Source organism: Erwinia sp. AK-PDG3-5, assembly GCF_056821705.1.
Genome location: NZ_CM165967.1, coordinates 2,651,636 through 2,667,984, shown reverse-complemented (window position 1 = coordinate 2,667,984; position 16,349 = coordinate 2,651,636). Strand labels below are relative to the sequence as shown.

Below are 16,349 nucleotides of genomic sequence, written 5' to 3'. Positions count from 1 at the left end.
GGTCAGACCTCGGTTTTTTCGCCAAACTCGCAGAGGTCTTCAATCAGGCAGGATCCGCAGCGCGGCTTGCGCGCCACGCAGGTATAGCGGCCATGCAGGATAAACCAGTGATGGCAGTCGACCTTGAACTCTTTCGGCACCACCTTCAGCAGCTTCTCTTCAACCAACTCAACGTTCTTGCCTGGCGCAAAATTGGTGCGATTGCAGACGCGGAAAATATGGGTATCGACAGCGATGGTTGGCCAGCCAAAGGCGGTATTCAGCACCACGTTAGCGGTTTTACGGCCCACGCCGGGCAGCGCTTCCAGCGCGGCACGATCTTCCGGCACCACGCCCTGATGCTGTTCGTGCAGGATGCGGCAGGTCTTGATCACGTTCTCGGCTTTGGTATTGAACAGGCCGATGGTTTTGATGTACTCCTTCACCCCATCCACCCCTAACGCCAGCATCGCTTCCGGCGTATTGGCCACCGGATAAAGTTTGGCGGTGGCTTTGTTCACGCTGACATCGGTCGCCTGTGCGGAAAGCAGCACTGCAATCAACAGCTCAAAAGGGGAGGTAAATACCAATTCCGTGGTGGGATGCGGGTCATTGTCCCGCAACCGGCTCAAAATTTGCTGACGTTTGTCCTTATTCACAGCGCGCTCGCTTTCCCTTCTGGCAGGCTTTGGGTTTTCTGAGCGGCTTTCAGCGCCGCACGTGCCTTGAGCTTGTTGTCGATAACGTATTTGGCTGCCAGCAGCATGCCCAGGCCAATAAACGCGCCCGGTGGCAGCATCGCCAACAGCATCGGTGAATCAAAGTGGAACACCTGAATGCGCAGCACTTTCGCCCACGGGCCTAACAGCTGGTCTGCGCCATTGAAAATGGTGCCGTTACCGATGATCTCACGCAGTGAACCCAACACCACCATCACGCTGGTGGCGCCAAGCCCGATGAAACAGCCGTCGAGCGCCGACAGCGCAACGCTGCTTTTCGAGGCAACGGCCTCGGCGCGTCCCACCACGATACAGTTGGTGACGATCAGCGGAATAAAGATCCCTAATGACTGATACAGACCGTAAGCGTAAGCATTGATCAGCATCTGTACGCAGCTCACCACCGCCGCAATGATCATTACGTAGATGGGAATGCGGATATCAGCAGGCACCCAACGCCGTGAAGCCGAGATCGCCGAGTTGGTGCAGGTGAGCACCAGGGTCGTTGCCAGGCCGAGGCCAAGGGCGTTAGTGGCGGTCGAGGTGACTGCCAGCAGGGGACACAGCCCCAGCAGCTGAACCAGCGCGGAGTTATTTTTCCACAGGCCGCCGACAATCAGCGTTTTTGCTTCACTCATTGGACTCTCCACAAGGTGACAGGGAAGCGAGCTTACCCGGCAATGTTTCAATATATAGCGTGGTGCGTTTAGAGGCGTTGACCACCGCACGTGGCGTTATGGTCGCCCCGGTGAACTGATCAAAGGTGCCGCCATCTTTCTTCACCGCAAACTGGGCGTCGTCTTTGCCTTTCAGCTGCACGCCGTTAAAACTGGTGATCCAGTTTGAAATGCGCAGCTCAATTTTATCGCCAAGCCCGGGCGTTTCATGATGTTCTACCACGCGAACGCCAAGCACCTTACCGTTAAAGTCGGCGCCCACAATCATCTTAATGGCTCCAGAATAGCCGTCCGGTGCCGTAGTCTCAACCGCAGCAGCCACCGGCTTGTCATCTTTACGCGCCAGGTAAACGTGCTGAGGCCCCGCGCCCAGCGCCGGATCGGTGACAATGTAACATTCCTGCTGAATGTGGTTGTTGTACAGATCGGTCGGAACCACCTGATCCAGCAAGATTTTTTGCTGGAGTTCAGTCTGATGATCGATGGTTGGCTTGGTGACATTGTTAGTTATTGCCGTCACGCCGGTAGTCACGGCAGCGAAAACCGCCAGCGTGACGCCGTTTTTACGAATCGCATCCAGCATTATTTTTCCTTCCGGTGGCCGTAAACGCGCGGCTGCGTGTAGTAATCAATTAACGGCACGGTGATATTTGCCAGCAACACCGCAAAGGCCACGCCATCCGGATAGCCGCCAAAGCTGCGGATCAGCCACACCAGCAAGCCAATCAACACGCCATACACCAGGCGGCCTTTATTGGTGGTCGATGCGGTGACCGGATCGGTGGCGATAAAGAACGCGCCCAGCATGGTGGCACCGGAGAACAGATGCACCATGGGCGACACCAGGCTGTCCGGCGAGAAGAACCAGCCGACGAAGGAAAACAGCGCCAGCGAGAGCAGCATGCTGACCGGAATGTGCCAGCGAATGCTGTTGGTAAACAGCAGGAACAGGCCGCCGACCAGATAGCCGACGTTGACCCACTGCCAGCCCAGACCGGCAATCACGCCGCTGTAAATCGGCTGTGCGCGTAACTGTTCAGCGCTGTGCCCGGCACGCAGACCGGTTTTAAAGGTATCCAGCGGCGTGGCCTGACTGATGCCATCCACGCCAATCTGCAACTGCTGCATGGTATGGCCAGCCAGCGTATGACCCTGGAAGATCATGCTCAGGGTGTCCATAAAGCCCGGCGTGATCGACTGCAAGGTATCCGGCGGCAACCAGCTGGTCATCTGCACCGGGAAGGAAATCAGCAACACCACATAACCGACCATCGCCGGGTTGAACGGGTTCTGGCCCAATCCGCCATACAGCTGCTTGGCGATCACCACCGCAAACACCGTACCAATCACGATCAGCCACCAGGGGGCCAGCGGGGGAATACTGATCCCCAACAACAGCGCGGTCAGCAGGGCGGAGTTATCGCCGAGGGTTTTAGACAGCGGCAGTTTACGCATTTTCAGGATCGCAGCTTCCGCAGCGACCCCGGCGACGGCGGCAATCAGCACCTGAATCAGGTTACCCCAGCCAAAAAAATACAGCTGTGCGGCAATGCCCGGTAAGGCAGCCAGCAACACCAGCAGCATAATGGTGCTGGTGCTGCGGCGGTTGTGGGTGTAGGGCGAACTTGCGAGTCGAAAAGCCATTTAATCCTCTTGCGTCGATTGCTGCGCCTTGCGCGCTTTTACACGTGCGATGGCCGCCGCCACTGCCGCTTTGCGGGGATCGTCTGAAGGTTCAGACGGCCCTGCGGAATGCGTGTCGTCATGAGCGGCAGCGTGTTCTGGCGCAATATCAGCCTGTTTTACTGGTTCAGACTCAGCCGCCTGTGCCGCTTTCCTGGCTTTAGCTCGGGCGATAGCGGCCGCAACCGCCGCTTTACGCGGGTCGACCGGTTCTTCAGTCTGTTCTGGCGCAGTGACCGGTGCCGCTGGCGCAACATCAGCCTGTTTGACTGGTTCAGATTCAGCCGCCTGTGCCGCTTTCTTCGCTTTAGCACGGGCAATAGCGGCCACAACCGCTGCTTTACGCGGGTCGACCGGTTCTTCAGTCGGCTCAGGCGCAACGGCTTGCGCCACCGGCTCAGCATCGGCTTCTTTCTCGGCGGCCAGCGCGGCTTTTCGGGCTTTCGCCCGCGCCACGGCGGCTTCTACTGCGGCTTTACGCGGGTCGACCGCCGGTTCGGCATCGGCTGACGCCGGTTCAACCTGTGCGGCTTTTTTGGCTTTCGCGCGCGCAATGGCGGCTTCAACCGCCGCTTTACGCGGATCGCCCACCTGACGGGTCGCCGGTTCGGTTTCAGCCTGGCGTTCTGCGCCATGCGCCAGTGCCTGGGCATGGCGTGCAGTGCGTTGGGCGGTTTGAACCGGATTGTCAGCGTCTGCCAGCTGCTGCGCCTCAGCCTCTTTTTTCGCCTTCACGCGGGCTAACGCTGCTTCAACGTTGTCCGCATCGCTGCGGGTGACAGGGCGTTTAGCCTGCTGATGGCGCGCTTCTCGGGCCAGCTTTTCTCGCTCAAGGCGTTCCTGACGCGCTTCAAACCGGGCCTTGGCCTGCGCATTCCGCTCGGCTTCAAGGTCGATGGCGCGGATCTCGGCTTTTTCCTGACGGTAATACTGCACCAGCGGAATATTGCTTGGACAGACGTAGGCACAGGCGCCGCATTCAATGCAGTCGGCGATATTGTGCTCGCGGGCTTTATCGTGATCCTTGCCGCGGCTGTACCAGTACAGCTGCTGAGGGAGCAGGGCGGCCGGGCAGGCATCGGCACAGGCGCTGCAACGAATACAGGATTGCTCTTCTTCGTTGTCGCCCATTTCGTTGGCCGCCGGGGCCAGAATGCAGTTGGTGATCTTCACCACCGGCACATCGAGCGTGGGCAGCGTAAAGCCCATCAACGGGCCACCCATCACCACCATCTGGCCGGATGCCGGACTAAAGTCGGCATTGTGCAGCAGATGGCTGATTGGGGTGCCGAGACGGCCCCAGACGTTGCCGGGTTTGCCGACCGATTCGCCAGTCAGCGTCACCACGCGCTCGGTCAACGGTTCGCCGTTGACGATCGCCCGTTTAACCGCATAGGCGGTGCCGACGTTTTGCATCAGTACGCCAATATCGGTTGAGCGCCCGCCGTGCGGCACTTCCAGCCCGGTCAGAATCTTGGTCAGTTGCTTGGCGCCGCCCGACGGGTATTTGGTCGGCACCACGCGGATCTGAATGTCTTTGGCTTCACCCAGCGCTTTTTTCAGCGCGGCGATGGCTTCAGGCTTGTTATCTTCGATGCCAATCAATACGCGGTCAGATTGCAGCACCCAGGCGAGAATGCGGCTGCCTTCGATCACTTCGTCCGCACAGTCCTGCATCAGACGATCGTCAGCGGTAATGTAGGGTTCGCACTCGGCCGCGTTAACGATCAGCGTACTGACGCCGCGCAAACCGCCCTTAAGCTTGGTGGCCGTAGGGAAACCTGCACCGCCGAGACCGGCCACGCCCGCCTGGTGGATCAGGTTCACAATCTCACTGCGATCGGCCTGACGGTAATCCGCCACCGGCTGAAGATCGCACCAGCGGTCTTCACCGTCAGGCGTAAGATAAATGCACATTTCAGCCAGCGCGGAGGGGTGTGCGGTGATATGCGGGCCAATCGCTTCAATGGTGCCGGAGCTGGGCGCATGGACCGGCAACATCCGGCCACGGCCAAAGGTCAGCGGCTGGCCGCGCAGTACTTTATCGCCTGGGCTTACCAGCAGTTCACCTTCATGGCCGATATGCTGCTTGATCGGGATGATAAAGCGCGCGGGTAAAGGAAGCTGGCGTAAGGGCGTGCCGTTAGACTGGGTTTTCATTTCAGGCGGATGAATACCACCTTCGAAATCCCAGATTGGCTCTTTCTTTAAGAATTTGAACAGATTACGCATGACGTTCCACAGGAATAACTTTGATCGGGATAGTGTTTAGATCCCACTTCCAGCTGGCCGTGGTTGGCGCAACCGGACGCATCTCAATACAGTCAGTTGGGCAAGGGGCCACGCAGAGGTCGCAGCCGGTGCAGACGTCGCTCAGCACGGTATGCATCGCGCGGGTTGCGCCAACGATGGCGTCAACCGGGCAGGCCTGAATGCATTTGGTACAGCCGATGCAGTTCTCTTCGTCAATCCAGGCGACCTTGCGCTCGGGCTCCAGCACCGCTTCGTCACCCAGCGGTTGCGGCTCAATGTTTAATAGCGCAGCCAGTTTCAGCATGGTCTGCTCGCCACCTGGCGCGCACTTGTTGATCATCTCACCGTTGTTGCCCACCGCATCCGCGTAAGGACGGCAGCCAGGATAGCCGCACTGGCCGCACTGGCTCTGCGGCAAAATCGCATCGATCTGCTCAACAATCGGGTCTTCTTCCACTTCAAAACGGCGTGAGGCGTAGCCCAACAGGCCACCAAACACCAGGCCCAACACGCTCAACACAGCAATAGCAATCCACACCGCAGTCATCAGAATTTTACCAACCCGGTGAAGCCCATAAAGGCCAATGCCATCAGACCCGCCGTCACCAGCGCAATCGAGGAGCCTTTAAACGGGGCAGGGACTTCAGCCAGCACCAGACGTTCGCGGATGCCGGCAAACAGCACCATCACCAGCGAGAAGCCCAGCGCGCCGCTAAAGCCAAACAGCGCGGCCTGCAGGAAAGTATGATTGAGGTTAACGCTTAACAACGGCACGCCCAGCACCGCACAGTTGGTGGTGATCAGCGGCAGGAAAATCCCCAGCAGGCGATAAAGGTCGGGGCTGGTTTTGCGCACCACCATCTCGGTGAACTGCACCACTACCGCGATCACCAGGATATAGGCCATCGTGCGCAGGTAAACGAGATCCAGCGGCAGCAGAATAAAGTGGTTTACCAGCCAGGCGCAGATCGAGGCCAGGGTGATAACGAATGTGGTGGCGAGTCCCATGCCAATCGCCGTCTCCAGTTTTTTGGAAACGCCCATAAAGGGACAGAGGCCGAGAAACTTCACCAGAACGAAGTTGTTCACCAGCACTGTGCCAACAAAAAGAAGCAGGTATTCGGTCATGTTTTGGCCTGATAAAAAGAAAGCCGCCTATTATCGAACATTGGCGGCTTTACGACAACAACCCAGCAGTAAGGATATTCCCTAAACGCACGGAGGATTAAATATATGCTGGTTTTTTCGGCTTCACGGCTCAATAAAGGTGGTTTTCACCCGCTGGGAGCGTTTGAAGTACGGCACCAGCACCGCTGCGGCCAGCAGCGCAATCAGTAAGGTTCTGATCGCCGCCGCATCGCTGACCGGCGAAAACGCGAAGGTCTTGATCGCCAGCAGCACGGTGATCAGCAGCCAGATAATGTAATGACGTGGCAGCCGACGTGAGCGTTTGCAAAAAATCCATGTGACCCAAATGCTGTACGCCCAGACCACCAGTGAGGTCAACAGTGAGATACTCCACTGCAGCGTAAACGCATGGGTGTTATTAAACAGGGCGCTACGCAGTTCTGGCGTTAATAACGCGCTCAAATACATGGCCACCACAACGGCACTGGTCAGCATGGTCATAATTAACCAGGCGAGTGGCACCAGAAGCAGTCCGGCAATGCGTGGGGGTGAAGCTGTAGCCACTCTTTAATCCTTTTAAATCGGGTAATAAAGACCGTTTGTGATCCAAACCAGTCATGCACCTTGAGGACCAAAGAGTATACGGAAGGCCAGTTGATTATTGAATGGAAAATTTAGACCACATAGCGCCAGACCGATTTTGGCACGCAACCCAAATCAAACAGACGACCGCCAGAGGTCAGTTCTGCGCGGCGGTGATCGGCAGCGCGATACATATTCGAAATCTCATTATCATCGGTAAGAGAATAATTCAGATGGTCGAACAGCTTTTCCAGCGTTTCAAGCGAGCTCACTTTACGAAACTTCAACAGATAATCTTCGACTGTCATGATGGCCGTTAGGGATAGGGATCAGGAGGCCCAAGTATATGGCTGGCAGGGTTTCTGTCCAGAGGACAAACGAGTAACTGACTGTAAATTCAGACTATAGCCCAGGAATTTTGCGCATTTTTAATCCCATTCGGTCATTCTGCCATCAGCTTCTCTTCCGCTGGCCTGGTGCAGATGTGGTGTGAGTCACAAAACTGTTAATTACCTTCGCCGCTAAAACAACCGCAGCGCGTGACAGAACCTGACGCGGTGTTGTAATCGCTTCCATTGAGGCAATTGTTAAGCGCTTATGTTTATTACAGTTATTTAACATGTCGTGAAAACCCTCCGCGCGTTTTATCCATATCAGCCGCCTGACGTTGCCAGCGGTCAAATCGCGTAACCTCTTTTAATTGTTGTGTTTTGTGAGCGTTGTCGTAAATGTTTGCTTCAGGATAGTCCAGGATTTAGTGGCGTTTGACCCTACACAACCAAATCCCATCAGAGGAAAAATGATCATGTGGAAGCGTTTACTTTTAACCACCCTCATCAGTGCCAGCCTTTCCGGCGCCGCACTGGCTGAATCCATGACGGTCGGTTTCTCACAGGTTGGCTCCGAATCAGGCTGGCGTGCTGCGGAAACCAGCGTGGCGAAAAGCGAGGCCCAGAAGCGCGGGATCACCCTGAAAATTGCTGATGGTCAGCAGAAACAGGAGAACCAGATCAAGGCGGTGCGTTCGTTTATCGCGCAGGGCGTGGATGCGATCTTTATCGCGCCGGTGGTGCAGACAGGTTGGGAGCCGGTGCTTGAAGAAGCGAAAGACGCCAGGATCCCGGTATTCCTGTTAGACCGCGCCATCGTGGTAAAAGACAAGTCGCTGTATATGGCAGTGGTCACTGCGGATAACGTCTACGAAGGTAAGCTGATTGGCGACTGGCTGGTCAAACAGCAGAATGGTAAGCCGTGTAACGTGGTTGAGCTGCAAGGCACCGTTGGCGCCAGCGTCGCCATCGACCGTAAAAAAGGCTTTGCTGAAGCGATCTCCAGCGCGCCTGGCATCAAAATTATTCGTTCTCAGTCCGGTGACTTTACCCGCAGCAAAGGTAAGGAAGTGATGGAAAGCTTTATCAAGGCAGAGAACAACGGCAAAAATATCTGCATGGTGTATGCCCACAATGATGACATGGCCATCGGTGCCATTCAGGCCATCAAAGAAGCCGGCCTCAAGCCAGGCAAAGATATCCTGACCGGTTCAATCGACGGCGTGCCGGACATCTATAAAGCCATGCAGGCTGGCGAAGCGAATGCCAACGTTGAGCTGACGCCAAATATGGCTGGCCCGGCGTTCGATGCGCTGGAGAAATTCAAGAAAGACGGCACCATGCCGCCAAAAATCATCAAAACCGAATCGAAGCTTTATCTGCCTGCCGATGCGCAGTCTCAGTTAGACAAGAAAAAAGGCATGGGTTACTAACCACCGCGCCGCCTGCTCCTCAGGCGGCTTTTTTCATGGTTGAGGCGAAGTCGTATGAACTCCCAGAACACCTCAATGACGCCACTGCTCACCATCAGTGGCGTCAGCAAAGCCTTTCCTGGCGTTAAAGCGCTGGATAATGTCTCTTTTGATGTCCGCCCGGGCGAAATTATGGCGCTGTTGGGGGAAAACGGTGCCGGTAAATCCACCATTATCAAAGTGCTGACCGGCGTCTATAAACGCGACAGTGGCAGCGTGACGCTGGACGGTCAGGCCATCAATCCGCAAAACACCGCTGAAGCGCAGAGCATCGGCATTGGTACCGTGTATCAGGAAGTTAACCTGCTGCCGAATATGTCGGTGGCGGACAATTTGTATATCGGCCGTGAACCGCGCCGCTTTGGTCTGATCGACCGCAAAACCCTGGTGCGTAAGGCCGAGGCATTACTGCACAGCTACGGTTTCGAACTGGATGTCACCCGGCCATTAGGGCAGTACTCGGTGGCGATGCAGCAGATTATTGCCATCTGCCGCGCGGTGGATCTGTCGGCGAAAGTGCTGATCCTCGATGAACCAACCGCCAGTCTCGATGCCAGTGAAGTGGAGATGTTGTTCACGCTGATGAATCAGCTGAAAGCGAAGGGCATGGGGCTGATCTTCGTCACCCACTTTCTCGACCAGGTTTACAAAGTCAGCGACCGCATCACGGTGCTGCGTAACGGCCAGTTCGTTGCCACACGTGATACCCGGGCGCTGCCGCAAATTGAACTGATTAAGCTGATGCTGGGACGTGAACTGCTGGAAACCGCACTGCAACGCGCCGGCAGCACCCTGAAAAGCAATCAGCCAGTGGTGGAGTTTAAGGATTACGGCAAGAAAGGGACCATTGAACCTTTCAGCCTCAGCGTCCGACCGGGCGAAGCGGTGGGTCTGGCCGGATTACTGGGTTCCGGCAGGACAGAAACCGCTGAACTGCTCTTTGGCATCCGCCGCGCCGACAGCGGCACGGCCTGGATCAAAGGCAAAAAGCGCACTATCCGCACGCCGGCGCAGGCCTCGCACCTCGGCATGGGTTTCTGCCCGGAAGATCGTAAAACCGACGGCATCGTTGGCGCGGCATCGGTGCGGGAAAACATTATCCTCGCGTTGCAGGCTCAGCGCGGCTGGCTGCGTCCGATTAAGCGCCGTGAGCAGCAGCAGATCGCCGACCGCTTTATCAAAGCGATGGGGATCCGCACGCCGAATGCCGATCAGCCGGTTGAGTTGCTGTCGGGGGGAAATCAGCAAAAAGTCCTGCTCTCCCGCTGGCTGGTGACTAAACCGCAGTTCCTGATCCTCGATGAGCCCACGCGCGGTATCGACGTCGGCGCGCATGCCGAAATTATTCGCCTGATTGAATCCTTGTGTGCGGATGGTCTGGCGCTGCTGGTGATCTCCTCTGAACTTGAAGAGCTGGTGGGCTACGCGGATCGGGTGGTGATCCTCAGAGATCGTCAGCAGGTGGCGGAAATTCCGCTTGAGCAACTCTCCGTCGCCGCCATTGTTAATGCTATCGCCGCTGGGGGAACCCAACATGCTTGAGTCACATCTGGTGCCGGGGAAAACGCGCATGTTCAAACGCAAACTGCCCGCAGGGATGCCGCAAATCGCGGCGCTGGTGCTGGTGCTGATTATCGACAGCCTGGTGGCCAACAATTTCTTTGCTATTCATATTCAGGACGGCCGTCTGTTTGGCAGCCCGATCGATATCCTTAACCGTGCGGCGCCGGTGGCCATTCTGGCGATCGGCATGACGCTGGTGATCGCCACCGGCGGTATCGACCTGTCGGTGGGCGCGGTGATGGCGATTGCCGGTGCCACGGCAGCCACGCTGACCGTCTCCGGACACAGCCTGCCGGTGATCATATTTGCCACGCTGGGCACCGGGCTTCTCTGCGGTTTATGGAATGGAGTGCTGGTGGCATTGCTGAAGATCCAGCCGTTTGTCGCCACGCTGATCCTGATGGTGGCAGGCCGGGGCATTGCGCAGCTGATTACCCAGGGGCAAATCGTCACCTTCGACAGTGATTCGCTGGCGCGACTGGGCAGCGGCACGCTGTTGACCCTGCCGGTGCCGGTATGGATCACCCTGGTAATGGCGCTGCTGGTTTGGGTACTAACCCGTAAAACGGCGCTGGGGATGTTTATCGAAGCGGTGGGCATCAACCTGCGCGCCGCACGCAATGCCGGTGTGAATGGCTGGCTGATCGTGATGACCACCTATGTGATCAGCGGCTTATGCGCGGCGGTGGCCGGGCTGATTGTGGCCGCCGATATTCGCGGTGCCGACGCCAATAACGCCGGGCTGTGGCTGGAGCTGGATGCCATCCTGGCGGTGGTCATCGGCGGCGCGTCGTTGATGGGCGGGCGTTACAACCTGTTGCTGTCACTGATTGGTGCGCTGATCATCCAGGCAATGAACACCGGTATTCTGCTGTCAGGCTTCCCGCCTGAACTGAATCAGGTCGTGAAAGCGGTAGTGGTGATGGCGGTGCTGTTGATTCAGTCGCCACGGTTTATTCAACTGTTCAAGCGAGGGCGCAAAGGTGCTTAAACGTCATCTCCCCCTGATGATTACCCTGCTGGTATTTGTTGCCGGGTATCTGTTCTGCCTCAGTCAGTTTCCCGGCTTTGCCTCCACGCGGGTGATCGCCAATATTCTGACCGATAACGCCTTCCTCGGCATTATTGCGGTCGGCATGACCTTTGTGATCCTCTCCGGCGGCATCGATCTCTCCGTCGGCGCGGTGATCGCCTTTACCGGCGTGTTCCTTGCCCGCGCCATCGGCGATTTCCATCTTGATCCCTGGCTGGCGTTCGCGCTGGTGATGGTGATGGGCTCGGCGTTTGGTGCCTTTATGGGCTGGCTGATCGACGCGCTGAAAATCCCGGCGTTTATTATCACCCTCGCCGGGATGTTCTTCCTGCGCGGCAGCAGCTTCCTGGTCTCCGAAAGCTCGCTGCCGATCGATCATCCGCTGTATACCACGCTGTCCAGCCTGGCCTGGAAAATCCCCGGCGGCGGGCGGCTCAGCCTGCTGGCGGTGATCATGCTGGTGGTGGTGGTGTTCGGTATTGTGCTGGCGCACCGCAGCCGCTTTGGTAATCAGGTATACGCCATTGGCGGCAACGTCACTTCCGCCCAGCTGATGGGGATTTCCACCCGCAGCACCACCATCCGTATCTATATGCTGTCGTCTGCGCTGGCTACTCTGGCCGGCATCGTGTTCTCGATCTACACCTCATCCGGCTATGCGCTGGCGGGGATGGGCGTCGAGCTGGATGCCATCGCGTCGGTAGTGATCGGCGGTACGCTGCTGTCAGGCGGGGTTGGCACGGTGTTGGGTACGCTGTTTGGCGTGCTGATTCAGGGGTTGATCCAGACCTGGATTAACTTTGATGGCACCTTAAGCTCCTGGTGGACCAAGATTGCCATCGGCATCCTGCTGTTCGCCTTTATCGCGCTGCAGCGGCTGCTGACCGTGATGTGGGACCGCCAGCAGAATGCGCCGGTGAAGCGTCTGGCAGGATAAAAACCCCGGCGCTGGGTGGCCTCAGCGGGTCACCCACTGCCGGTGAAATCAGCCTGGCGCTTGCCTGGCGATCTGCCGATGGAAGGAGTGCAGCAAAAACTGTAAACAGTGCTCAATTTTGGGCGATCGCAGTGGGGCAGGCTTGCGCATCATGGCAACGGTGCGGCTCAGCGTCGGCTGCTGTAAATGGATCACCCTCAGTTCGTTATCGTTTAAGGTCGCGGTGTACAGCTCGGGCAGGATGGCCAGCGCCAGACGTGACCGCACCAGTCCATACAGCGTTTCCTGAAAATCGACACGATACCCCACCCGCAACTGCAACCGGTGACTCTCAATCATTGAGGTGACCAGTCTGCTGACGTTCCCTTTAGAAAACAGCGCGAGTTCCCGTTTGGCGAGCTGTCGCCACGGAATGTTATGGCCCTCAGCCAGCGGGTCGTCACGGCGGATCACCGCGACAAAAGGATCCTCAAGCAGCGGATACACGGCGATGGCGTCCGGCACCGTGCTGTCCGTGGCGCCAATCCCAAAATCGACCGAACCGTTCTCTACCGCCTGTAATAAGGCGTCATTGGTCAGATCGTGTAACTCTACCCGCATCGCTGGAAAATGCGCCGACAAGAGTTGCGGCACCGCCGGAAACAGCAACGTGCTGACCGACGGCACCAGGCCAATGCGTAAGGTGCCATCGCCACCCTGGTTCACCATTAATAAAAAAAGCCCTTCTGCAACCAGAAGGGCTTTTGGTTTAAGGCCTTATGCATTCAGGCCATTACTGACTTAGTAGCGCTGATTCAGGCGGTAATAGGCCTCGTTCCAGCGCAGCGCATCCTTAAAGCCGTGCAGGGTGGTTTCATCATCAATCACCAGCACTTCAATGCCATGCATCTCGCCATACTGTCGCATATCGTCAACCGTCAGCGCCTGGCTGAACACCGTGTGGTGCGCACCGCCGCCGAGGATCCAGGCTTCGGAGGCGGTGGCCAGTGATGGCTGTGCATGCCACAACGCCCGCGCGACCGGCAGCTTAGGCAGCGGTTTAGGCTGTTCAATGGCATCCACCACGTTGACCAGCAGGCGGAAACGATCGCCCATATCGATGACGCTGGCGTTCACCGCGCGGCCAGCAGGGGTGGAGAAGATCATCCGCGCCGGATCGGCCTTACCGCCGATGCCCAGATACTGCACGTCAATTAACGGGCGGCTCTCTTTGGCGATCGAAGGACAGACTTCCAGCATATGGGAACCCAACACCAGCTCATTGCCCGGTGAGAAGTGATAGGTGTAATCCTCCATAAACGAGGTGCCGCCCGGCAGGCCGGTCGCCATCACCTTAAACACGTGCAGCAGCGCGGCAGTTTTCCAGTCGCCTTCACCGGCGAAACCATAGCCTTGCTGCATCAGACGTTGCACCGCCAGGCCCGGCAACTGGGTCATGCCATGCAGCGTCTGGAAGTTGGTGGTGAACGCCATACAGCCTTCATGTTGCAGGAAGCCCTTAATGCCCAGCTCGATTTTCGCCGCATCCAGCACGTTCTGGCGCTTCTCGCCGTTGACGGCGGCCGCGGCGGTGAAGTCGTACAGGCTTTCGTACTCATCAACCAGCGCGTTGACGTCGCCGTCGCTGACGCCGTTAATCACGTCAACCAGATCGCCGACGCCCCAGCCGTTAACCGAATAGCCGAACTGGATCTGTGCCGCCACTTTGTCGCCTTCGGTCACCGCCACTTCACGCATATTGTCGCCGAAACGCGCCACTTTAAGATTCTGGCTGGCCTGCTTTGCCGCCGCCGCGCGCATCCACTGGCCCAGACGCTCCTGCGCGACCCTATCCTGCCAGTGCCCGGTGATCACGCTGTGCTGCAGACGCATACGAGCGCCGATAAAGCCGAACTCGCGGCCGCCGTGTGCGGTCTGGTTCAGGTTCATAAAGTCCATATCCATGCTGTCCCATGGGATCTCGGCATTGAACTGGGTATGGAATTGCAGCAACGGCTTGTTGAGGATAGTTAATCCACCAATCCACATTTTGGCCGGCGAAAAGGTATGCAGCCAGGTCACGATGCCCAGACAGTCTTCCGCATGATTGGCCTGACGGCACAGCGCCAGCGCTTCGTCAGGGCTTTTCACCAGCGGCTTCAGCACCAGGTTAAACGGCAGACGACCGTCACGATTAAGCCCGTCCACGACCTGCTGACCATGCTGTTCCACCTGACGCAAGGTTTCCGCGCCGTAAAGATGCTGAGTACCAATCACAAACCAGACGTTAAGCGCATTAGGCTGAGTCATTTTTCATTCTCCTTAAATTTTGGACGGTTGAGCGGCAAACTGCGGTTCGGCCACTTCACACCACTGAAGGTAACGTTGATAAAGCTGTTGATAGCGATCGACGCGGCTGGCGTCGGGCTGCAAGGTGGTGGCAATCGGGCTGGCCATCTTTTGTTGCGCGGACGGGACGTCCGGGTAGACACCGGCGGCGACGGCGGCAAAAATCGCCGCGCCCAGCGCGCAGCACTCGTCAGAGGCGACAATATCCAGCGGGCGGTTCATCACATCGCAACACACCTGCATGATCGCCGGCGATTTACGGGCAATGCCGCCGAGAGTCAGAATGCTTTCGACCGGGATATCCTGCTGCTCGAAGCACTCCATAATGGCGCGCGCGCCAAAAGCGGTGGCGGCAATAAATCCACCAAACAGCGCAGGGGCGTCGGTGCCCAGATTCAGGTCGGTGATCACCCCCTGCAGACGCTGATTAGCAAACGGCGTACGGCGACCGTTAAACCAGTCCAGCACCACCGGCAGATGCTCCAGCTGCGGATCGTCCGCCCAGGCTTTGGTGAGATCGTTGAGCAGGTTTTTGCGGATAGCGGCCAGGCTCGGGGCCAGTTCAGGGCTGTTTTTAGCCGCCTGATCCAGCGGCCAGCTCAGCAGACGGCTGAACCAGGCATACATATCGCCAAAGGCAGACTGGCCGGCTTCCAGGCCGATCATCTCCGGCACCACGCTGCCGTCCACCTGACCACAAATGCCTTTAATGGCGCGATCGCCCACGCGCTGCGGGTCGGCAATCAGAATGTCGCAGGTAGAAGTGCCAATCACTTTCACCAGCGTATAGGGACGTGCGCCCGCGCCGACGGCGCCCATATGGCAGTCAAAGGCGCCACCGGACAGGGTCACGGTGTCTGGCAGCCCCAGGCGTTCGGCCCATTCAGCGGTGATCTGGCCAACCGGGAGATCGGCGGTCCAGGTCTGGTTGAACAGCGGGGTATCCAGCTGTTCAGTGAGCATCGGGTCCAGCGCGTCAAGGAACTCGCGGGTCGGCAGGCCTTGCCATTCCGGGTGCCATAAGGATTTATGCCCCGCCGCACAGCGCCCGCGACGGATATCCTGCGGTGCGGTGGTGCCGCTCAGTAAGGCCGGCACCCAGTCACACAGTTCAATCCAGGAGACCGCCGCTTCGCGCACCGCGCGATCTTCACGGCTGACGTGCAGGATCTTCGCCCAAAACCATTCGGAAGAGTAAATACCGCCGATAAAGCGTGAATAGTCTTCGAACTTTCCGCCATGACACAGGGCGTTAATCTCTTCGGCTTCTTTTATCGCGGTGTGGTCTTTCCACAACACGAACATCGCGTTGGGGTTCTCAGCAAACTCAGGTAGCAATGCCAGCACGTTGCCGTGGCGATCGATGGGGGCAGGGGTTGAACCGGTAGAATCCACGCCGATACCCACCACGTTTTGGCGCTGCCCGGGGGTTAATTTAGTGACAACGTCACGAATTGCCTGTTCAAAGGCGTCGATATAGTCCTGAGGATGATGGCGGAACTGGTTGATGCGGCTCTGACAATAAAGCCCGGCTTGCCAGCGAGAGTAAGCCACTACCTGTGAATGCAATTCCTGTCCGCTGGCACAATCCACCGCCAGAGCACGAACCGAATCACTGCCAAAATCCAGACCTATTGTTATGGCTCCCAACTGCATGTTCTTCTCT

15 protein-coding genes and 1 pseudogene are annotated in these 16,349 nt (G+C 57.6%); 4 read left to right on the top strand and 12 right to left on the bottom strand.

The features are described from left to right. Window positions 1-2: 2 nt before the first annotated feature. The 9 genes from nth to ydgT form a co-directional block, all read right to left on the bottom strand. Window positions 3-638, bottom strand: a complete 636-nt coding sequence (gene nth / locus AC1UKS_RS12230) for an endonuclease III (protein ID WP_265910312.1) — start codon at window positions 636-638, stop codon at window positions 3-5. Further along, window positions 635-1,336: an electron transport complex subunit E gene (locus AC1UKS_RS12225; protein ID WP_482433795.1), complete on the bottom strand. Its 702-nt coding sequence runs from the start codon at window positions 1,334-1,336 to the stop codon at window positions 635-637. The genes nth and AC1UKS_RS12225 overlap by 4 nt, the downstream gene beginning before the upstream one ends. Next, window positions 1,329-1,958, bottom strand: coding sequence for an electron transport complex subunit RsxG (gene rsxG, locus AC1UKS_RS12220; RefSeq protein WP_482433793.1), 630 nt, complete (start codon window positions 1,956-1,958; stop codon window positions 1,329-1,331). The genes AC1UKS_RS12225 and rsxG overlap by 8 nt, the downstream gene beginning before the upstream one ends. Continuing rightward, window positions 1,958-3,019: an electron transport complex subunit RsxD gene (gene rsxD / locus AC1UKS_RS12215; RefSeq protein ID WP_482433791.1), complete on the bottom strand. Its 1,062-nt coding sequence runs from the start codon at window positions 3,017-3,019 to the stop codon at window positions 1,958-1,960. Before rsxD ends, rsxG begins: the two co-directional genes overlap by 1 nt. Then, window positions 3,020-5,290, bottom strand: coding sequence for an electron transport complex subunit RsxC (gene rsxC, locus AC1UKS_RS12210; RefSeq protein WP_482433789.1), 2,271 nt, complete (start codon window positions 5,288-5,290; stop codon window positions 3,020-3,022). It abuts the gene before it with no gap. Then, window positions 5,283-5,858, bottom strand: a complete 576-nt coding sequence (rsxB, locus tag AC1UKS_RS12205; protein ID WP_482433787.1) for an electron transport complex subunit RsxB — start codon at window positions 5,856-5,858, stop codon at window positions 5,283-5,285. Before rsxB ends, rsxC begins: the two co-directional genes overlap by 8 nt. Then, a complete protein-coding gene (gene rsxA / locus AC1UKS_RS12200) occupies window positions 5,858-6,439 on the bottom strand; it encodes an electron transport complex subunit RsxA (protein ID WP_013201971.1) in 582 nt (193 codons plus the stop codon). Before rsxA ends, rsxB begins: the two co-directional genes overlap by 1 nt. Window positions 6,440-6,562: 123 nt before the next feature. Continuing rightward, window positions 6,563-7,003 (bottom strand): DUF2569 domain-containing protein, encoded by a 441-nt coding sequence (locus AC1UKS_RS12195; RefSeq protein ID WP_013201972.1) that lies wholly within the window; start codon window positions 7,001-7,003, stop codon window positions 6,563-6,565. 110 nt (window positions 7,004-7,113) lie between these two features. Continuing rightward, window positions 7,114-7,329, bottom strand: a complete 216-nt coding sequence (gene ydgT, locus AC1UKS_RS12190; protein WP_013201973.1) for a transcription modulator YdgT — start codon at window positions 7,327-7,329, stop codon at window positions 7,114-7,116. Between the two features lie 497 nt (window positions 7,330-7,826). Here ydgT and ytfQ point away from each other — a divergent pair, with 497 nt between their 5' ends. From ytfQ to yjfF, 4 genes are read left to right on the top strand one after another with little or no spacing between them, the layout of a single operon-like run. Further along, on the top strand, window positions 7,827-8,783 hold the full coding sequence (gene ytfQ, locus AC1UKS_RS12185; protein WP_265910316.1) for a galactofuranose ABC transporter, galactofuranose-binding protein YtfQ: 957 nt from the start codon (window positions 7,827-7,829) through the stop codon (window positions 8,781-8,783). 54 nt (window positions 8,784-8,837) lie between these two features. Then, window positions 8,838-10,364, top strand: a complete 1,527-nt coding sequence (gene ytfR, locus AC1UKS_RS12180; RefSeq protein WP_013201976.1) for a galactofuranose ABC transporter, ATP-binding protein YtfR — start codon at window positions 8,838-8,840, stop codon at window positions 10,362-10,364. Beyond that, complete coding sequence (ytfT, locus tag AC1UKS_RS12175; RefSeq protein WP_482433786.1) at window positions 10,357-11,376, top strand: galactofuranose ABC transporter, ATP-binding protein YtfT; 1,020 nt, start codon at window positions 10,357-10,359, stop codon at window positions 11,374-11,376. The genes ytfR and ytfT overlap by 8 nt, the downstream gene beginning before the upstream one ends. Beyond that, window positions 11,369-12,355, top strand: a complete 987-nt coding sequence (gene yjfF, locus AC1UKS_RS12170) for a galactofuranose ABC transporter, permease protein YjfF (protein WP_053143452.1) — start codon at window positions 11,369-11,371, stop codon at window positions 12,353-12,355. Before ytfT ends, yjfF begins: the two co-directional genes overlap by 8 nt. 48 nt (window positions 12,356-12,403) lie before the next feature. Here yjfF and AC1UKS_RS12165 read toward each other — a convergent pair. The 3 genes and pseudogenes from AC1UKS_RS12165 to AC1UKS_RS12155 form a co-directional block, all read right to left on the bottom strand. Next, window positions 12,404-13,099: pseudogene (locus tag AC1UKS_RS12165) on the bottom strand (LysR family transcriptional regulator substrate-binding protein); the annotation flags it as partial. Between the two features lie 36 nt (window positions 13,100-13,135). Then, window positions 13,136-14,644: an L-arabinose isomerase gene (araA, locus tag AC1UKS_RS12160; protein WP_482433784.1), complete on the bottom strand. Its 1,509-nt coding sequence runs from the start codon at window positions 14,642-14,644 to the stop codon at window positions 13,136-13,138. Between the two features lie 12 nt (window positions 14,645-14,656). Next, entirely contained in the window at window positions 14,657-16,339 is a 1,683-nt protein-coding gene (locus AC1UKS_RS12155; protein ID WP_482433782.1) for a ribulokinase, read from the bottom strand. Window positions 16,340-16,349: the final 10 nt, after the last annotated feature.